At 61.5% G+C, this 17,599-nt stretch carries 17 protein-coding genes and 2 pseudogenes; 10 read left to right on the plus strand and 9 right to left on the minus strand.

Annotation, left to right across the window (positions count from 1 at the left end):
• Nucleotide 1: 1 nt before the first annotated feature.
• Complete coding sequence (locus GKR99_02000; protein NKB26383.1) at nt 2–394, plus strand: hypothetical protein; 393 nt, start codon at nt 2–4, stop codon at nt 392–394.
• 80 nt (nt 395–474) lie between these two features.
• Here GKR99_02000 and GKR99_02005 read toward each other — a convergent pair whose 3' ends face one another.
• Nucleotides 475–2,034, minus strand: a complete 1,560-nt coding sequence (locus tag GKR99_02005) for an exodeoxyribonuclease VII large subunit (GenBank protein NKB26384.1) — start codon at nt 2,032–2,034, stop codon at nt 475–477.
• A 63-nt stretch (nt 2,035–2,097) separates the two neighbouring features.
• Here GKR99_02005 and purD point away from each other — a divergent pair, with 63 nt between their 5' ends.
• Together purD and GKR99_02015 are read left to right on the plus strand one after the other, a co-directional pair.
• Nucleotides 2,098–3,369 (plus strand): phosphoribosylamine--glycine ligase, encoded by a 1,272-nt coding sequence (purD, locus tag GKR99_02010; protein NKB26385.1) that lies wholly within the window; start codon nt 2,098–2,100, stop codon nt 3,367–3,369.
• Nucleotides 3,366–3,950: a hypothetical protein gene (locus GKR99_02015; protein NKB26386.1), complete on the plus strand. Its 585-nt coding sequence runs from the start codon at nt 3,366–3,368 to the stop codon at nt 3,948–3,950. Before purD ends, GKR99_02015 begins: the two co-directional genes overlap by 4 nt.
• Before the next feature lie 4 nt (nt 3,951–3,954).
• On the opposite strand, the gene GKR99_02020 is transcribed toward GKR99_02015, so the two are convergent.
• Together GKR99_02020 and GKR99_02025 are read right to left on the minus strand one after the other, a co-directional pair.
• On the minus strand, nt 3,955–4,683 hold the full coding sequence (locus GKR99_02020; GenBank protein NKB26387.1) for a VCBS repeat-containing protein: 729 nt from the start codon (nt 4,681–4,683) through the stop codon (nt 3,955–3,957).
• On the minus strand, nt 4,683–5,006 hold the full coding sequence (locus GKR99_02025; protein ID NKB26388.1) for a 2Fe-2S iron-sulfur cluster binding domain-containing protein: 324 nt from the start codon (nt 5,004–5,006) through the stop codon (nt 4,683–4,685). The genes GKR99_02020 and GKR99_02025 overlap by 1 nt, the downstream gene beginning before the upstream one ends.
• A 150-nt stretch (nt 5,007–5,156) precedes the next feature.
• Between GKR99_02025 and GKR99_02030 the strand changes: the two genes are divergently transcribed.
• Entirely contained in the window at nt 5,157–5,555 is a 399-nt protein-coding gene (locus GKR99_02030; protein NKB26389.1) for a hypothetical protein, read from the plus strand.
• A gap of 214 nt (nt 5,556–5,769) precedes the next feature.
• Nucleotides 5,770–6,207, plus strand: a complete 438-nt coding sequence (locus GKR99_02035) for a peptidoglycan-binding protein (GenBank protein NKB26390.1) — start codon at nt 5,770–5,772, stop codon at nt 6,205–6,207.
• 180 nt (nt 6,208–6,387) lie between these two features.
• Here GKR99_02035 and xylB read toward each other — a convergent pair whose 3' ends face one another.
• The 3 genes from xylB to GKR99_02050 form a co-directional block, all read right to left on the minus strand.
• Complete coding sequence (xylB, locus tag GKR99_02040; GenBank protein ID NKB26391.1) at nt 6,388–7,839, minus strand: xylulokinase; 1,452 nt, start codon at nt 7,837–7,839, stop codon at nt 6,388–6,390.
• 166 nt (nt 7,840–8,005) lie between these two features.
• Complete coding sequence (locus GKR99_02045) at nt 8,006–9,406, minus strand: Do family serine endopeptidase (protein ID NKB26392.1); 1,401 nt, start codon at nt 9,404–9,406, stop codon at nt 8,006–8,008.
• 358 nt (nt 9,407–9,764) lie between these two features.
• Nucleotides 9,765–9,971, minus strand: a complete 207-nt coding sequence (locus GKR99_02050) for a hypothetical protein (GenBank protein ID NKB26393.1) — start codon at nt 9,969–9,971, stop codon at nt 9,765–9,767.
• 224 nt (nt 9,972–10,195) lie between these two features.
• On the opposite strand from GKR99_02050, the gene GKR99_02055 reads away from it, so the two are divergent.
• The 4 genes and pseudogenes from GKR99_02055 (at nt 10,196) to GKR99_02070 (ending at nt 14,147) form a co-directional block, all read left to right on the plus strand.
• Complete coding sequence (locus GKR99_02055) at nt 10,196–11,581, plus strand: IS1182 family transposase (protein ID NKB26394.1); 1,386 nt, start codon at nt 10,196–10,198, stop codon at nt 11,579–11,581.
• A pseudogene (locus tag GKR99_02060) lies at nt 11,493–13,299 on the plus strand (hypothetical protein). The gene GKR99_02055 and the pseudogene GKR99_02060 overlap by 89 nt, the downstream one beginning before the upstream one ends.
• Before the next feature lie 68 nt (nt 13,300–13,367).
• On the plus strand, nt 13,368–13,712 hold the full coding sequence (locus tag GKR99_02065) for a hypothetical protein (protein NKB26395.1): 345 nt from the start codon (nt 13,368–13,370) through the stop codon (nt 13,710–13,712).
• Between the two features lie 42 nt (nt 13,713–13,754).
• Nucleotides 13,755–14,147, plus strand: a complete 393-nt coding sequence (locus tag GKR99_02070; protein ID NKB26396.1) for a hypothetical protein — start codon at nt 13,755–13,757, stop codon at nt 14,145–14,147.
• Nucleotides 14,148–14,254: 107 nt separating this feature from the next.
• Here GKR99_02070 and GKR99_02075 read toward each other — a convergent pair.
• Nucleotides 14,255–15,209, minus strand: a protein-coding gene (locus GKR99_02075; protein ID NKB26397.1) for an IS630 family transposase whose coding sequence is annotated in 2 segments (ribosomal slippage) — nt 14,255–14,857 and nt 14,859–15,209 — 954 coding nt in all. Because the reading frame shifts where the segments join, the coding sequence is not laid out codon by codon here.
• Nucleotides 15,210–15,259: 50 nt separating this feature from the next.
• Between GKR99_02075 and GKR99_02080 the strand changes: the two genes are divergently transcribed.
• Nucleotides 15,260–15,772 carry a hypothetical protein gene (locus GKR99_02080; protein NKB26398.1) on the plus strand — a complete coding sequence of 171 codons (513 nt, stop codon included), beginning with the start codon at nt 15,260–15,262 and terminating at the stop codon, nt 15,770–15,772.
• A gap of 87 nt (nt 15,773–15,859) precedes the next feature.
• Here GKR99_02080 and GKR99_02085 read toward each other — a convergent pair whose 3' ends face one another.
• Nucleotides 15,860–16,030: a hypothetical protein gene (locus GKR99_02085; GenBank protein NKB26399.1), complete on the minus strand. Its 171-nt coding sequence runs from the start codon at nt 16,028–16,030 to the stop codon at nt 15,860–15,862.
• Between the two features lie 43 nt (nt 16,031–16,073).
• Nucleotides 16,074–17,580, minus strand: a pseudogene (rimO, locus tag GKR99_02090) (30S ribosomal protein S12 methylthiotransferase RimO).
• Nucleotides 17,581–17,599 lie beyond the last annotated feature (19 nt).

The following is a 17,599-nucleotide window of genomic DNA, read 5'->3' on the forward strand; positions in this document are numbered from 1 at the left end:
CATGATACGCATTCTGTTCGCCTTACAGCTGCTTGCTGCCCCTGTTGCCGCCGAAACCCCGATGAGCGCGGCCGAGTTTGAAGCCTATACCACGGGCAAGACTCTGACGTTCAGCCGCGCTGGGCGCGAATACGGGATCGAAGAGTATTTCGATGATCGCCGCGTGCGTTGGTCATTCCTCGATGGGCAATGTCAAGAAGGCGTTTGGTACGAAGAGGGCGACAAAATCTGCTTCGTCTATGAGTTGGAGCCAAGCCCGCAATGCTGGCGATTCACCCGGCGTGGCGGCGGGCTGCGCGCAGATTTTGCCGATAGTGACGAAGTCCTGGAACTTTATGAAACCCGGGAAAGCGATGAGCCGATGACCTGCATCGGACCCGATGTCGGCGTTTGATTGACCGGACTGCGCACGTTGAGATAGCCGGAGGGGCCAGCCCCTCCGGACCTCCCCGGGATATTTTCGGGTCAATGATGTCAGAAGAGGGATCCCTGCCCCGGCGGTGGTTTTTTTGCGGGTTTTTTGGGTGGCGGGCTTGGTGCCGCAGAACCGCCAACCGGCAAGCGCCCATCGCGGAACTGGATTTCCAGCGCGTCGGCCTTGGCCGCGGCCTTTGCACTCATCACGACGTCACCATCGCCGCGGACAACCGCATAGCCACGCGACAGCGTCGCTTCATACCCCAAAGAGGATCGCAGCCGTTCGATGGCGTCGAGCTTTGCGCGCCGGGCGGTGGTCTGGGATTGCGCCAGCACACTCAGCCGGGTGCCCAAAGCGGAAAGGTCGCGGCGTTTCTGGGCCAGTGGCCGGTGCAGCAAAGCGGGGCGCAGACGATCTGATGCGGCGCCAAAGGCGCGCCGGTTGTCGCGGCTTTGCCGCAGCTGCGTGGCGGCGGCGCGACTGGCTTGGTCGTGCAATTGTTGGCGGGCCGTGGCCAGCCGGACTTTTAATGCCCGAGGAGAGAGGTTGGCCGAAACCTCGACCAGCCGCAGGCGTTTTCGGGCCGCTGTGTTGCGCAGGGCCTGCGGCAGGCGACCCTCGGCAAGGTCGAGGCGTTGGCGTGCCGTGCTCAGCAAGGTTTCAGGACGCGGCAGGGCGCGGGACAGATCAGCCAGGCGCTGACGGCGGCGGCTGGTCGCTTCGGACGCGGCGCGGGACAGGCGCGCGCCCTGCCCGTCCAGCCAGGCCAGCAGGTCCAGGCGCACCGGCACAGCGCGTTCAGCGGCAGCGGTCGGCGTTGGGGCGCGGTGATCCGAGACGAAGTCGATCAGGGTGGTATCGGTTTCGTGACCCACAGCAGAAATCAGGGGAATATCGCTGGCGGCAACGGCGCGGGCGACGACCTCTTCATTGAAGGCCCAGAGGTCTTCCAGCGACCCGCCGCCGCGGGCCACGATCAGCACATCGGGACGGGGCAGCTTGCCGCCCGGCGTCAGGCGGTTGAAGCCTGCGATGGCGGCGGCAACCTGCCCGGCAGCGGCCTGGCCCTGGACTGCGACGGGCCAGATCAGAACCTTGCAGGGAAATCGGTCGCGCAACCGGTGCAGGATGTCGCGGATCACGGCACCGGATGGCGAAGTCACGACGCCGATCACCTCGGGCAGGAAGGGCAGCGGCTGTTTGCGGGCCGGATCGAACAGCCCCTCGGCCTCCAGCGCTTTCTTCCGCTTTTCCAGCATCGCCATCAGCGCACCGACCCCGGCGGGGCGGATGTCGTCGATGACAATCTGGTACTTCGACTGGCCGGCGAAGGTGGTGACCTTGCCGGATGCGACCACCTCCATGCCTTCTTCGGGCTGGGTGGCCAGACGGGCCGAGACGCCCTTCCAGATCACGCCGGATATCACCGACCGGTCGTCTTTCAAGTCCAGGTACACATGGCCCGAGCGGGGGCGTGAGACGCGGCCGACCTCTCCCTTGATGCGGACCTGGCCGAATTCGCCCTCGATCACCCGTTTGATCGCGCCCGAGATTTCGGTGACGGTGAATTCATGGGCATTCTGGCCCGGTGTGGGGTCGTCGATCAGGTCGGACATATTGCTGTGCTTGTGGCGGCCATGCCGGGACTTTAGAAGGCCGGGGAAGCGGGGGAAAGAGCTATGAACATCCTGATACTTGGCAGCGGCGGGCGGGAACACGCGCTGGCCTGGGCGGTGAACCAGAACCCCAAGTGTGATCGGCTGATCGTGGCGCCGGGCAATGCAGGTATCGCGGCGGTCGCCGATTGCGCGGACATCGACATCATGGATGGGGCGGCGGTTGTGGAGCTGGCCGAAGGTGCCTCGATCGATCTGGTGATCGTCGGGCCCGAGGCACCGCTGGCCGCTGGCGTCGCGGATGATCTGCGTTCTGCCGGATTCTCGGTCTTCGGGCCATCGGCGGCGGCGGCGCGTCTGGAGGCTTCCAAGACATTCACGCATGAGGTTTGTGATGCGGCGGGCGCGCCGATGGCGGCGTGGGCGCGGTTTTCGGACGCGGCTGCGGCCAAGGGTTATGTCCGCAATCAGGGCGCGCCGATTGTCGTCAAGGCAGACGGGCTGGCGGCGGGCAAAGGCGTAGTAGTGGCCCAGGACGAGGCGACGGCATGCGATGCGATTGACGAGATGTTCGGCGGGATGTTCGGAGATGCAGGCGCCGAAGTTGTCATCGAAGACTTCATGGACGGGGAAGAAGCCAGCTTTTTCGTGCTGTGCGATGGTGACACCGTGCTGCCCTTTGGCACCGCGCAGGATCACAAGCGGGTCGCCGAAGGTGACACCGATCTGAACACGGGCGGGATGGGGGCGTATTCGCCCGCGCCGATCCTGACCGAGGCGTTGCAGGCGCAGGTGTTGGATCAGATCATCCGCCCGACTGTCGCCGAAATGGCGCGGCGCGGGACACCGTTTCAGGGCGTGCTCTATGCCGGGCTGATGATCGAGGGCGGTCGCGCGCGGCTGGTGGAATACAACGTCCGCTTTGGCGATCCGGAATGTCAGGTGCTGATGATGCGGCTGGGCGCGCAGGTGTTGGACCTACTGCAAGCCTGCGCCGAGGGGCGGCTGGCCGAGATGACGGTGAACTGGGCGGATGATCACGCGCTGACAGTGGTGATGGCGGCGGATGGGTATCCGGGCGCCTACGAAAAGGGAACGGTTATCGGTGGCTTGAATAGTCTGCCAGAGGACAGTTTTCAGATGACTTTCCACGCCGGAACGACCGAGCGTGACGGGCAGGTTGTGGCAAACGGTGGTCGGGTGCTGAATGTGACCGCGCGTGGAGCCTCACTGGCCGAGGCGCATGAACGCGCCTATGTGATGGTGGACGCAGTGGATTGGCCCGGCGGGTTCTGTCGGCGTGATATCGGCTGGCGGGCGTTGTCGGCCGGATGACCACGACAATCGGATACCGGCCCGCCTTGCTGAGGGGCCGCGTGGAACATTTGCTGGACGGCGATACCCTGTCTCTGTGGGGTGGCAAGGGGGCGACGATCAATCTGGGGCAGCTGCGCAAACTGCGCTATGCCTCGATAGCTGTCGCAGGGACCATCAGCCAGTATCTGGTGCTGAGCGATCAGAACGGACACCACCGGCTGAGCCAGTCGCTGACAATTGCAGAAAAGAACGGCGCGCGTGATCAGGAATTCCGCGACTGCGTGGCCACGATTCTTGAACGGATCGAACAGACCGCGCCCGGCCGGGCGGTTCTGATTGGCCCTGCCGGGCGCATGCGCTGGACGATGTTTGCGGTGGGGGCCCTGACCCTTCTTGCAGCTTTGGGCCTGGGCGGCGCGATCATCGCCACCTGCGCGCTGTCGCGGCGCGGCCCAGAGGGGTTGATCTATGTCGCGGCAATGCTGGCGCTTGGTGGCTATGTCAGTTGGCGGTATTCGGCCCGGGCAGGACGAGGTGTCGGTACCTGCGGCGCATTTGGCCGAGGCCCTGCGGGTGGGCGCGGCCTGAGCGTCGGATGAACCCTCAGCAACCAAGCGCTGTGCGAAAACTGCCGCGCCCCTTGTGGGCACCAATATCAGCCGCGTGCAACTTGCCACCTTTCAGCGTCACGGCCATCAGCCGCTGCCAATTTGCGCTGGCCACGATCATTACAGGCGCGTGTCCGCAATTGCGGATCCCGCCCGAGATGTAATCCTCGCCAATCCGGTGGTTGGTCACACCGGGCAGGTCGGCAACATGGCGCAACCCGCCGCCCTGCCAGCGCCAGACACGCAATACCTTCGCCAGATGCGGGCGGTCGACATAGGCAAGCTCGACCAGCCCGTCGCCATCCAGATCGGCCGCTCCGACCGGGGCCAGCCAGCGGTTCGAGGTGCCGATATGGGGCGTCGCCGCCAGTTTGCCTTGCGCACCATAGACGGCAAGGCTGGCGCCGCGGTTGACGTGCGTTTCGATCACCACAACCTCGGACAGGCCATCGCCATCGACATCTGTTAGGCGCGCCTCGATATCCTCAAACACGCGGCTTTCGGGTAAGCGATAGGTGACAGATTTGCGGCAGGTCCCGGACTGCGCCGGGCAGCCGTCGATCACCAGCGTCAACGCGCCCCATTCGACCGCATCACCCAGGATACCGTGCGCGTAACGCGTCGTCGGCGCGCTGAATTTGGCCGAGATCACCTGAGCGGTCGATCCGGCCGTTGCCGCGCTGGTGGCCGCAAACCACAGGCAGGCCGCGATCAACCCGCGCATCAGATCTGTTTTTCCGGCATCTGCACGATCAGACCGTCCAGTGCGTCGGTAACCTTCAACTGGCAGGTCAGGCGCGACCGATCCGGGTTCGGCTCATACGCGAAATCGAGCATATCTTCTTCCATCGCGTCCTTGGCGGGCAACTTTTCCACCCAGGTCGGATCGACATAGACGTGGCAGGTCGAACAGGCGCAGGCACCGCCGCAGTCCGCCTCGATCCCCGGAATGCCGTTGTCACGCGCGCCTTCCATAACCGTCAGGCCGTTGGCCACGTCGACGACATGTTCGGTGCCGCCATGTTCGATGTAAGTGATCTTCGCCATAATCCTGCAGGCCCTTCGTCGTTTACTGTTGCCTTCGCCAGATATAGGCACCGCGCGGTTATTGCCAGTCATTTGCCGACACTTGCGCGTGACGGCAAATGTTCTATCTTTGTTCACATGCCCCACCTGACCAACTCTGCCCCGGTACTGATGAGTGAACCACCGCCGACCCCGCACCCCGATGCCTGGATCCGTCCGCCCGGGGTGATCCCCAACGCCCGGCTGGCCGAACCACCCAATGGCGCGCGCGTCGTGGTTGCGGGCCTGGTCTTGATCCGCCAGCGTCCCGGCACGGCCAAGGGGGTGATCTTCGTCACGCTGGAGGATGAGACGGGCATCTGCAACGTCATCGTCTGGCGCAAGCTTTATGAACAATTCCGCCGGGCGGTCATCTCGGGCCGCTGCTTGCGGGTGACGGGCCGGGTGCAGCGTGACAGCGGGGTGACCCATGTGATCGCCGAACATGTCGAGGATATTTCCTGGATGCTGGATGAACTGGTGCGAAGCGACGGCGCGACCACGGCTGATGGACATTCCTCAAAGGACTAGTGGCCAAACTCTATGCACGCCCAAGATATCGGTTGCCACGAAGCCACGAACCGGGAACCATCAGGGCCTGCCACGAATCGCGGCCTAACACGATTCGGGCCTGACCGATTAAGCTAGGCCATCAATGCCCATAAGAGGCGACCGAGTAGTGAGACATCTGAACCGATATGCTGGCATCTGCAGCCTTGGCCTAGCGCTGTCGGCCTGCGTTGCCATGCCGCTGCCGCAGGTCATGCGCAACGCGCCGCCGGATGCGCGCCCCGGGGCGTGCTATGTCCGCGATACGACACCCGCCACGGTCGAAACCGCGACCCGCCAGATTGAGGCAACTCCGCCGATTTATGATGCCGCTGGCCAAATCACTCAGGCCGCGACATACCGCACCGAGGTGCGCCAGAATATCGTGCAATCGCGCCGCCAGATCTGGTTCGAAACGCCGTGTTTTGCCGATATGACGCCGGATTTCATCGCCTCACTGCAACGCGCCCTGATCGCCCGCGAACTGCTGACAGGCGCGCCAACCGGAATGCTGGATTCCCCCACCCGTGCCGCCATCCGGGCGTTTCAGGCCGACACCGGCCCCAACAGCGGCGAACTGTCGATGCAAAGCGCACGGCGGTTGGGATTGGTCACTGTGCCGCGCAAGGGCTAGGCGCAGGTCACCCTTGACGGCACCACCACAAGACCGGTCGCACATGGGTACCGACAACCAATAGCTGATTGGCCACGCATTCGCAGTAGCACCGGTTGGCAAATGCGGTGGCATGTCAGCGGATCAGGAAAGGTGTTTCAACATGTCTGACCTGAACACCTGGCCGGAATTTCGCATTCGTCACTGGATCGCCTTCAATCCTGGATAGGCGGCGCGGAAGGCCTGATAAGCCTGGTCAAATGCCGGGCGTAGAGCGTCGTCAGGTTGCACTTCGTTCTGAATTTCCGGAGGTGACATAACATTTTCAACTGCGGCCCGGGTGGCCGCGATCATGCCAAGACGTGCGGCTCCAAGTGCGGCCCCAAACTCGCCCGAGGCCGGTACTTGCAAAGGCACGCCAAACATTGTCGAGATGAGCCTGAGCCAATATCGCGAGGCACTGCCGCCGCCGATGGCAATAATCTTGTCCGGTTTCGCGCCGGTCGCGGCCAGGGCGTCAAAGCTGTCACGCAATCCGAAAGCCACGCCTTCCAGAACGGCACGGGTGATATCCTCGCGCGTTGTGCCCGACGACAATCCGGTCAGCCCGCCGCGGATGTCTGCATCGTTGTGGGGGGTCCGCTCGCCCGACAGATAGGGCAGGAAGCGCAGCTTTCCCGGCGCATGAAGCGTGTCGCCAAGCGTCGCGGTCATATCGGATGGCGTCTGGCCGCAAATGCGCGCGAACCAGCCCAGGCTGTCGGCCGCTGACAGCATCACCCCCATCTGATACCAGCGCCCCGGCACCGCATGGCAAAAGGTGTGAACGGCTGTTTCGGGCGCGGGGTGATACCCATCACGCGCAGCCAGAAGCACGCCCGAGGTGCCCAACGACACGAACGCCTGACCTTCCTCCAACGCGCCAATCCCACAGGCTGCAGCCGCATTGTCACCGGCCCCACCAGCCACAGTGACGGTGCCGTTCAGGCCCCAATCCCGCGCCAGACTGTTCCGCAGGGTGCCAGCCGCTTCTGAGCCTTCGACAAGGCGCGGCATTTGATCGCGGCGCATTTTGCCCGCATCCAGCAGACGGTCCGACCAGTCCCGCTTGCCCACATCCAGCCAGGATGTCCCGGCGCTGTCAGACATATCGGCGACATATTCCCCGGTGAGGTAGTAATTCAGATAGGCGCCCGGCAACAAAACCTTGGCCGTCGCCCTGAAGACCGCAGGTTCGTTCCGGAATACCCACTTCAACTTCGGCGCGGTGAAACCTGGGAACACGATGTTGCCTGAAAGATCGCGCACGCAAGCCATGGCATCCAGTTCGGCCGCCTCAGCATGGGACCGCGAGTCATTCCAAAGGATACAAGGCCGCAAAACCTTGCCCGTTTTGTCCAGAAGCGTCGCCCCGTGCATGTGCCCTGCGACGCCAATGCCGCGCAATGCGCCGAATGCCGGGCAAGTCTCACGCAATTCCCTGACCGCACCCTCCAGCGCCGCGATCCAGTCCGCCGGGTCCTGTTCTGACCATCCGTGATGCGGATGACTTGCGCTGTAGTGACGCTCGGACGAGGCGATTGGCGCGCCATGTTCATCGACCAACAGCGCGCGCAGGCCGGAAGTGCCAAGATCAATGCCAAGAAACGTCATTCAGATGCCTTTCCAATTCTGGCGACGAACAGTTTCTACGCTGTCCTTGCGGATTTGGCATCAGAGGTTTGGCTGAACACACGCAGATCGGGCCTTCGTTCATTGAGACCCACAAGAAAAAAGGCCCCGCCATGGCGGAGCCTTTCGTTTTCGGTTCGGCGGGTTGTTACCCGTCCAGCGACAGCGCCACGAACCTTGGGTCGCCTTCGCGGCGTACCAGCAGCAGGATCGATTTGCGCCCCGCTTCGCGCGCGTCTTCGATCCGGGCTTCCAGATCGTCAACGCTGGTCACTGGCTGTTGCCCAGCCTCGGTGATGATATCGCCGGCGCGCACGCCTTTTTCAAAGGCCTCGGTATCTTCGCCAACCTCGGTCACAACCAGGCCTTCCAGGCCATCGGCCAGGTTCATCTCGGCGCGCAGATCGCTTGTCACCGGAGAGATCGACAGACCCAGCAGATCCTTTGCAATCGGTTCGTCAGCCGGGGCCGATGCCGGGACCGCTTCGGCCTCGGCATCTTCGCGACGTCCCAGCGTCACCAGCAGTGTCTGGGTGCCGCCATCGCGGTGAACGATCACGCGCACGGCCTTGCCCACCGGCGCGTTGGCAACTGTCGAGACCAGCTCGCGCGTATCCTCAACCTCGGTTCCGTCAAAGGACAGGATAACGTCACCGGCCAGAACACCCGCCTCTTTCGAGGGGCCTTCGGGGACATCGGTTACAAGTGCGCCGCGCGCCTCTTCAAGGCCGATTGCCTCGGCCACGTCCGGTGTCACATCCTGAATGCGCACGCCCAGCCAACTGCGGCGGGTTTCGCCGAATTCCTGCAGCTGGCTGATCACATTGGTCGCGACCTCACTGCTCATCGCAAAGCCGATCCCGATCGACCCCCCGTTCGGAGACAGGATCGCGGTGTTCACGCCGATCACCTGACCATCCATGTTGAACAGCGGCCCGCCCGAGTTGCCCCGGTTGATCGCCGCATCGGTCTGGATGAAGTCATCAAAGCTGCCCGAAAGCGCCCGACCACGGGCCGAGATGATTCCGGCCGAGATCGAAAAGCCCTGGCCCAGCGGGTTGCCCATCGCCATGACCCAATCGCCAACACGGGCCGCTTCACTGTCGCCCCAGGGCACGAAGGCCAGCGGTTCGTCGCTTTCAACTTTCAGAAGCGCCAGATCGGTGTTCTTGTCGGTGCCGATCACGACGGCCTCAAGTTCTCCGCCTTCGAAGAATTCGATCTGAATTTCATCAGCGCCTTCGATGACGTGGTTGTTGGTGACGATGAACCCATCTTCGGAGATCACAAAGCCCGAGCCCAGCGCCTGACTGCGACGCGGACGGCTGGGGCGGTCACCCGGCTGGCCGTTGCGGTCCATGAAATCGCGGAAGAAATCCTCGAACGGGGATCCTTCGGGCAGAATTGGGCCGGATCCGGTGTTGCCAGCCACGGTGGTCGAGGTGGTGATATTCACCACCGCCGGGCTGACCTGTTCGGCCAGATCGGCGAATGTCACGGGGCGGTTCTGGGCGTCGGCGGCCAGCGCGCTGGCCAGGATAAGGCCCAGCCCCACGGTCAGGGTCCACAGCGCATTCGCGGACAATGCGCGCGATGGCTGCAGGGTGATTGCCTGTTGGTTCACTTACTCACTCCTTCTCGATGACACATACTGTGCCGGATCAACCGGCAGCGATGCAAATCTGATACAGTAATTTTGGGGCAGATGGCAGCGCCTTCAAGGGTACGATCCGTCGCACGGCGTCACTTGGCCGTTACGAGGTTGAAATATGCGTTCGCTGCGCGGGGTGTGGTTGCCTCAATATGGCCGATTGTGTTGAAAAACTCCGTTTTAGGGCCTGAACGATGATTTTTCTTTCCATGCAGCCCGATCCTAAATTTTTGGCGCGGGGGTCGGCCCAAATCGCCTACATGCGCTCACGCGCAGCCATGCGCTGTCTCGTGGTCAAAGCTTTCCGACTATTTCGCTTCATAGGTTTTCGCAAGAAATCCGCGACGCTCTGATTTCGGAGTTTTTCAACACAATCGGCCCGAAGCGGACGTTCGCAGATGCATCGCAAGCAAGGCGCGTGCCGGACCGGTGGGCTGGCGCTGCGCCGCCATAGAGTTTGCATGATTTATGGCTCAGCTTTGGCCGTCAACTCGCTTGGACGCGCCAACTTCAGACCAGCGCCTGACCGGAGGGACCGGTCCGGCGCACGCCCTGCGCCTTACGGCGCGCACCGGGCGCAGGGAAAATCTGCCAATGTCCGCTCCGGGCGAATTTTGTTGAAAAACTCCTGCTTGATCGAGGGCTATGGCGCTGATTCAATCCTCTCAACAAGCGGGAGGATCAGCCATGATGGGACCGAGGCAGGAAGCACAGGCGGCGCTGTTCTATGAGTTCTCGCTGGAAGACCATGTCCCGCAAGATCACCTGCTGCGATCGATTGATCGTTTCGTCGATCTGAGCAGCATCCGCGCCCATCTTGCCGATTTCTACAGCCACACCGGTCGTCCTTCGATCGATCCTGAACTGCTGATCCGGATGCTGATCGTCGGTTACTGCTTCGGCATCCGGTCCGAGCGGCGGCTCTGTGAAGAGGTACACTTGAACCTCGCGTACAGGTGGTTTTGTCGGCTCGACCTGGCCGATCGGGTGCCGGATCACTCGACCTTTTCAAAGAACCGGCATGGTCGGTTCCGCGAGAGTGAGCTGCTGCGCCATCTCTTCGAGACCACGGTCGCGCGATGCATCGCCGAAGGTCTCGTCAGCGGTCAGCGCCTGGCCGTCGATGCCAGCTTGATCGAGGCGGATGCCAACAAGCAGTACTCTGCGCCAAAGGAAGAATGGGACATTGCGCGGATCGATGCAGACGCTGCACCCCGCGCGGTCCGCGAGTATCTCGACACTCTGGATGAGGCCGCATTCGGAGCAGCGACACCGGTCGAGCCAAAGTTCACGTCCTATTCCGACCCAGCCAGCCAGTGGACGGCGGCGCGTAAGGGTCCCGCATTTTTTGCCTACTCCGACAACTATCTCATCGATACCGATCATGGTGTCATCGTCGACGTGGAAGCGACACGGTCGATCCGTCAAGCCGAGGTGGGGTCAACCAAGACGATGCTGAAGCGGGCCAAAGAGCGCTTCGATCTTCATCCCGAACGGCTGATCGCCGACACCGCCTACGGATCGGGACCCATGCTCGGATGGCTGGTGGGTGAAAAGATCGCACCGCACATCCCGGTCTTCGACAAAGCCGGGCGCACCGATGGCACCTGGTCCCGAGCTGACTTCGAATGGGATGCCGAGAACAATCAATACATCTGCCCGGAAGGCGAGGCTCTGAAGCAGTTCCGCCGAAACTACTCCGACCCCAATCGCGGCCCAACCGGCAAGGGCGTGGCCAAGTACCAAGCGCTGAAGCACACCTGCCAATCCTGTCCTTCCAAGCCGAAGTGCTGCCCGAATGCCGACGCCCGTAAGATCACCCGTGAGGAACATGAGGACGCTCGCGACATCGCCCGCGCAATCGCCAAAACGCCGCAATACAAGATCTCGGTGAAGCTCCGGAAGAAGGTCGAAATGCTCTTTGCCCACCTCAAGCGCATTCTCGGCCTGGGACGGCTCCGATTACGTGGACCATGCGGCGCAAATGACGAATTCCTGCTCGCCGCCACTGCCCAAAACCTTCGCAAACTGGCAAAGATCTTTCCTGCACCGCAGCAAACGCGCAAAGCCTGATCAGAAAGGCGCTCGCGCTATGTTCAAATCGCTACTTTCTGCGCCCGCAACACGTTGTTTTTCCACAGAATCGGCGCTGGCCAGCATGGAAACCGGCCTGACCGGATTTGATGAGATCGAAATTGAGGGCGCGCCGGAAGACAGCGCGCTGATCGCGGCCTTGTCGCGCGAGACACCGGACCGCCTGCGTGTGATCGCGCAGGCGATGCGCCACGGGATGAGCGACGATGCGATATTCACCGCCACGGCCTTTGCCCCGTGGTTCCTGGCCCGAATACGCAAGATTATCGAGGCCGAGGAACAACTGCGCCAGAACGGCCTTCCCGCCGACGCCCAGGACCTGCGCGCGTTGAAAATGCTGGGCTTCACCGACGCGCGGCTGGCCCATCTGACCGGGCAAAGCGAAGCGGATGTGCGCCGCGCCCGGAAGGACGTTGGCGTCACCGCCGTTTTCAAACGGATCGACACCTGTGCGGCGGAATTTGAGGCGCAGACGCCTTATATGTACTCGACTTACGAATCCCCCGTGATGGTCGACGTTGAATGCGAAGCACGCCCATCGGGCGCCAAGAAGGTCGTCATCCTGGGCGGCGGGCCGAACCGGATCGGTCAGGGGATCGAGTTCGACTATTGCTGCTGCCACGCCTGCTATGCGCTGACCGAAGCGGGCTATGAAACCATCATGGTCAACTGCAATCCGGAAACGGTGAGCACCGACTATGACACCTCGGACCGTCTGTATTTTGAACCGCTGACCTTCGAACATGTGATGGAAATCCTGCGGGTTGAACAGGACAACGGCACGCTGTGCGACGGCACGGACGTGCATGTCGCCGGGATCATGCAGCATATTGAAGAAGCGGGCGTGCATTCGGGCGACTCGGCCTGTTCCCTGCCGCCCTATTCCCTGCCTGCCCCGATCATTGCCCGAGATCGAGGTGCAGACCCGCGCGCTGGCGCTGGCGCTGAACGTCGTCGGGCTGATGAACGTGCAGTTCGCGGTGAAGGATGGTGAGGTTTTCCTGATCGAGGTGAACCCGCGTGCATCCCGCACCGTGCCCTTCGTCGCCAAGGCAGTGCGGTCCCCGATTGCGGCCATTGCGGCGCGGGTGATGGCGGGGGAAAAGCTGTCGGCGTTTGATCTGAAAGACCCGATGATCGACGGCTTCGCGGTAAAGGAAGCGGTGCTGCCCTTCGCGCGCTTTCCCGGCGTGGATACACTGTTGGCGCCGGAAATGCGCTCGACCGGGGAGGTGATGGGATATGACTCCAGCTTCCACCGGGCGTTTCTGAAGGCGCAGATGGGCGCGGGCGTTGTGTTTCCGCAGGTGGGCGTGGCCTTCCTGTCGATCAAGGAGGCGGACAAAGGCCCGCTGCTGGTGGAAACGGCCAAGGTGCTGGAAGGGCTGGGTTTTGGCCTGCTGGCGACCAGCGGAACGGCGGTCTATCTGGGCGAACACGGGATTACCGCCGAGGTGGTCAAGAAAGCCTATGAAGGCCGGCCCAGCATCGTCGATGTGATGAAGGACGGCGGCGTGCAGATCGTGATGAACACAACCGAGGGGACGCAGGCGGTGGAAGATTCACGCTCGCTTAGGGCCGTCGCGCTGTCGGACCGGATCCCGTATTTCACCACGCTGGCCGGGGCCCATGCCGCCGCGCACGCGATGCAGGCCGAACGTGAGGGGGCGGTTGGCGTCAAGGCGCTCCAGGCCTGAACGTGTTGCAAGGCCAGTGGCAGTGACGCAAGCTGTGGGCGTTCATTGCCCCATTGAAAGGCCGCCCCATGACCCGCCGCATCGCCTTCACCCTGCTGAGCGCCACACTGGCCCTGCCCGCACTGGCGCAGGACAAGGTGCGCAGCCTGACAGGGAATTACATCGCCGAAGGGCGGAACCCCGATGGATCCGCCTATTCCGGGACCGTGCGGATTGAGGAGACCGACGGCGCGGTGGCATTTGCCTGGAACGTCGGCGGGCAGACCTATGCCGGGACAGGCGTGCGCGAGGGCCGGGTGGTAACGGTGGACTGGGGCGCCGAGACGCCGGTGGTCTACGTGGTGATGCCGGGCCGGGAGTTGCACGGGACCTGGGGTGGTGGAACGGCGTTGGAACGGTTGGTTAGGGAGTGAGGATACCTTGAAGTTTAACCAATCAAGTCCCACATTGCCGTGATGGAAGAAGGAAAACTAGAGCGATATCGCCAACGCTATGAAACCTGGCGGCATCTAGACAAGATTCGCTATCAGATAATACAAGCGTCTATCGCATTGCTAGCCGCCGGGGCAGTTGTTATTAACTTTTCCGACAATTCGTTACCCTTTTGGTTCTTTCTGATAGTCGGGCTGGCCGCGATGATGTTTTGGAAAGTGCTCTACAAAGTTAACGACGCCATCATCGGAAACGGACAGGCGCTTCGCGATTACGGCGCAGCAATCGGCGACGAAGATCTTCCGGACGTTTCCGATCGAAAAGCATCAGTGTTTTACTACATCGAGGTTGGGTACCTAATTTCCGCCGCGATCTGTTTCTTAGTTACAATATTCATATTTCTCTCTGCCCTATAGGAAAAAAATGATTAAAACATTTACCTGTTATCATCATCGCCTCGATCAGGAACACAAAGAATTATTCGTCAATTGGGCAACCGCGAGCGGACTAGAGCATGGTCCATTTAATCTGCAACATATCCGGCAGCCTTGAAGAGGTTTCTGCATTCTTCTGGTGGAAAGAGGTCGCAGGTTTGTGCGACGGATTGGAACAGCGCGTCGAAGGTACGTGCTTTCAGCCGTCGCAGATGTGCTTTGAGCTTGGCGTATGCCATTTCGATAGGGTTCAGGTCGGGGCTGTAGGGCGGCAGGAGGAGGAGCCAGCTTCCCTGCGCTTTCAGGATGGCCTGTGCCTTTGCGGATTTGTGGGACGACAGGTTGTCAGCGATCACGACGTCACCTGGCTGCAAGGTCGGAACCAATTGGGTTTCAATGTATATGTCGAAGGCGGCGCGGTTCATGGGGCCGTCCAGAACCCAGGGTGCGCTGAGTTCATCCATCCGCAGCCCGGCGATGAAGGTTTGCGTGCGCCAGTGGCCGAAGGGCGCGTCCGCCTCAAGCCGAGTCCCCCGGAGGGATCGGCCCCGCAGGCGTGTCATCTTGGTGGTGACGGCGGTTTCGTCGATAAACACCAGCCTATGCGGCTCACGGCGCATCCTCGGCATCCGACGCCGCCACTCGTATCGCGCGGCGCGAACCCGTTTGCGCAGCCTTTCCGTTGCGATCAGCTATTTTTTTATATGTGAACCCAAGGCGATGAAGCAAGTGACGCGAGAGCATCGCCGGTGTGGCGATTAGGTCATGCTCCTGCTTCAACGCTTCGGCCAGCTCCGGCATGGTGATGTCCGGTTCAGCTTGCACGCGTAATTTCAACCACTCGGACGCCGCGTCCAACTTGCTGCGTCGAGGCCGTCCTTGAGGCGCAGCTTTCACGCCGCCGGTTCGCCTTTTGCGCTGCATGATCCGCACCGCGCTCGCGACCGATATCCGCAAACGCCGGGCCGCCTCATGGCAGGAAAGTCCTTCATCTACCAGCGCGACGACGCGCTCTCGAATGTCCAAAGACAGTGATTTCCCCATGATCCACCTCCACATTCGGTGAATCACAAAATCAGACCTCTGGGAATCCCATCGATTCAGATTTCAAGGACGGCGCTCTAATATCTGACTACTCGGTCGGCGTTGGAGATATTGATGAGAACCTAGAGCCACAAGTTATTAGAAGGATTATTAGAGACACGTACCTTCGGGATTCTGAAGTTACTGTTTTGCTTAGCGGACTCGAAACCAGATATCGAAAACACGTTGATTGGGAATTGAAATCCTCAATGATTGACGGCAAAGTTAATGGAAGATCAGGGATTGTAGTTATTGATCTTCCATCATCTGGAAGCACTAGTTGGCATGCGGCATTTCCAGATGAGAAGAAGGCAATTTATGCGGACTACGAAGGTCCGTGGACGACAATTTCAACCAAAACTGAATACGAGAATCGATACCCGAATATGCCAGGTCGAATAATTGAGAACCTTTTGAAGGATGATGTAAAGATTCCAATCGTTCCTTGGGATCGAATCTATGGATACCCAGAAAGGCTATCCTACTTGCTTGCGCAAGCAGCAATTGTCGGCCGATTGTGTTGAAAAACTCCGTTTTAGGGCCTGAACGATGATTTTTCTTTCCATGCAGCCCGATCCTAAATTTTTGGCGCGGGGGTCGGCCCAAATCGCCTACATGCGCTCACGCGCAGCCATGCGCTGTCTCGTGGTCAAAGCTTTCCGACTATTTCGCTTCATAGGTTTTCGCAAGAAATCCGCGACGCTCTGATTTCGGAGTTTTTCAACACAATCGGCCGAAACAATCCTTACGATCTTAGTCGCAAAATGCGAATGCGTGATCATAACCCAGTAACCGAGACACTAGACATTCGGGTTTAACTCCTACTCAAACTGCTGTGCTCCGCCCGCTTGTGCTGGAAACGCCGCCCCACGGCGTTTCTTTATTCGCTCCGGGGCTCCGCCCGTTGGTGGCGGACACGCCCCACTGGGGCGTTTCTATTTCGCCCCGGGGCTCCGCCCGTTCGGGCCTGAAACGCCCCACTGGGGCGTTTCCTAGACGGCCCTCACCCGCCTCATCCACAACCACCTTAACGATATCCCCCGGTGACAGCCCCTCTGCCCCCTCATCAATAAACAGGTTCCCATCAATCTCCGGCGCGTCGGCTTTTGTCCGGCAGGTGGCGACGCCGTCCTCGACCTCATCCACGATCACCTCCAGCCGCTGGCCGACCTTCGCGGCCAGTTTCGCGGCTGAGATGTCTTGCGCTTTGGCCATGAACCGCTCCCACCTCTCCTGTTTGACCTCCTCGGCCACATGGTCGGGCAGTGCGTTGCTCCTCGCCCCGGCGACGTCTTCGTATTTGAAGCAGCCGACGCGATCCAATTGCGCCTCTTCCAGCCAGTCGAGCAGCACTTGGAATTCGGCCTCCGTTTCTCCGGGATAGCCGACGATGAAGGTGCTGCGCAGGGCGATGTCGGGGCAGATTTGTCGCCCGGCGGCGACCTCGTCGAGCGTTTTCGCCGCCGCCGGGCGGGCCATGCGGCGCAGGACGCCGGGGTCGGCATGCTGGAACGGGATGTCGAGGTAGGGCAGGATCAGCCCCTCTGCCATCAGCGGGATCAGATCGCGGACGTGCGGGTATGGGTAGATGTAGTGCAGGCGGACCCAGGCGCCGAGGCTGCCGAGGTCGCGCGCCAGATCGGTGATATGGGCGCGGTGGCAGCGATCTTCCGCGTGGCGGATGTCGACTCCGTAAGCTGACGTGTCCTGACTGATGACCAGCAGTTCCTTGACGCCTGCGTCGACCAGCCGTTCGGCTTCGCGGATCACGGCATGGGCCGGGCGCGACACCAGCCGCCCGCGCATGTCGGGGATGATGCAGAACTTGCACTTGTGGTTACAGCCCTCGGCGATCTTCAGATAGCTGTAGTGGCGCGGGGTCAGGCTGACGCCGCTGGCGGGCAGCAGGTCGATGAACGGGTCGGGCGCGGGCGGCGTGGACGGCGTCCAGCACAGCCTCGTACTGATGCGGGCCAGTCACGGCGAGGATTTTCGGGTGGTGTTCGCGGATATACTCCGGCTCGGCCCCCAGGCAGCCGGTGACGATGACGCGGCCGTTTTCGGTCAACGCCTCGCCAATCGCATCAAGGCTTTCTACCTTGGCGCTGTCCAGAAACCCGCAGGTGTTGACGATCACCGCGTCGGCCCCGGCATAGTCGGGCGACATGGCGTAGCCTTCGGCGCGCAGGCGGGTCAGGATGCGTTCACTGTCGACCAGCGCTTTGGGGCAACCAAGGCTGACCATGCCGATGGTCGGTTGACCGGGGCGGCGGGTATCTGCAAGACGGGGTGCAGGTGCCAAATCTGGCCGTAATTCTGGCGGATTGTTCATTCAGACCCTCTTTCGTCAC

Source organism: Paracoccaceae bacterium (assembly GCA_012103375.1).
Lineage (GTDB): Bacteria > Pseudomonadota > Alphaproteobacteria > Rhodobacterales > Rhodobacteraceae > WLWX01.

Bases quoted from the DNA above. Each gene is read 5' to 3' on its own strand.
- GKR99_02000 (NKB26383.1), top strand. From the start codon at position 2: ATGATACGCATTCTGTTCGCCTTACAGCTGCTTGCTGCCCCTGTTGCC.
- GKR99_02015 (NKB26386.1), top strand. From the start codon at position 3,366: ATGACCACGACAATCGGATACCGGCCCGCCTTGCTGAGGGGCCGCGTG.
- GKR99_02020 (NKB26387.1), bottom strand. From the start codon at position 4,683: ATGCGCGGGTTGATCGCGGCCTGCCTGTGGTTTGCGGCCACCAGCGCG.
- GKR99_02065 (NKB26395.1), top strand. From the start codon at position 13,368: ATGACCCGCCGCATCGCCTTCACCCTGCTGAGCGCCACACTGGCCCTG.
- GKR99_02030 (NKB26389.1), top strand. From the start codon at position 5,157: ATGAGTGAACCACCGCCGACCCCGCACCCCGATGCCTGGATCCGTCCG.
- GKR99_02085 (NKB26399.1), bottom strand. From the start codon at position 16,030: ATGATCACGCATTCGCATTTTGCGACTAAGATCGTAAGGATTGTTTCG.
- GKR99_02005 (NKB26384.1), bottom strand. From the start codon at position 2,034: ATGTCCGACCTGATCGACGACCCCACACCGGGCCAGAATGCCCATGAA.
- GKR99_02070 (NKB26396.1), top strand. From the start codon at position 13,755: ATGGAAGAAGGAAAACTAGAGCGATATCGCCAACGCTATGAAACCTGG.
- GKR99_02025 (NKB26388.1), bottom strand. From the start codon at position 5,006: ATGGCGAAGATCACTTACATCGAACATGGCGGCACCGAACATGTCGTC.
- xylB (NKB26391.1), bottom strand. From the start codon at position 7,839: ATGACGTTTCTTGGCATTGATCTTGGCACTTCCGGCCTGCGCGCGCTG.
- GKR99_02055 (NKB26394.1), top strand. From the start codon at position 10,196: ATGATGGGACCGAGGCAGGAAGCACAGGCGGCGCTGTTCTATGAGTTC.
- GKR99_02035 (NKB26390.1), top strand. From the start codon at position 5,770: ATGCCGCTGCCGCAGGTCATGCGCAACGCGCCGCCGGATGCGCGCCCC.
- purD (NKB26385.1), top strand. From the start codon at position 2,098: ATGAACATCCTGATACTTGGCAGCGGCGGGCGGGAACACGCGCTGGCC.
- GKR99_02050 (NKB26393.1), bottom strand. From the start codon at position 9,971: ATGCAAACTCTATGGCGGCGCAGCGCCAGCCCACCGGTCCGGCACGCG.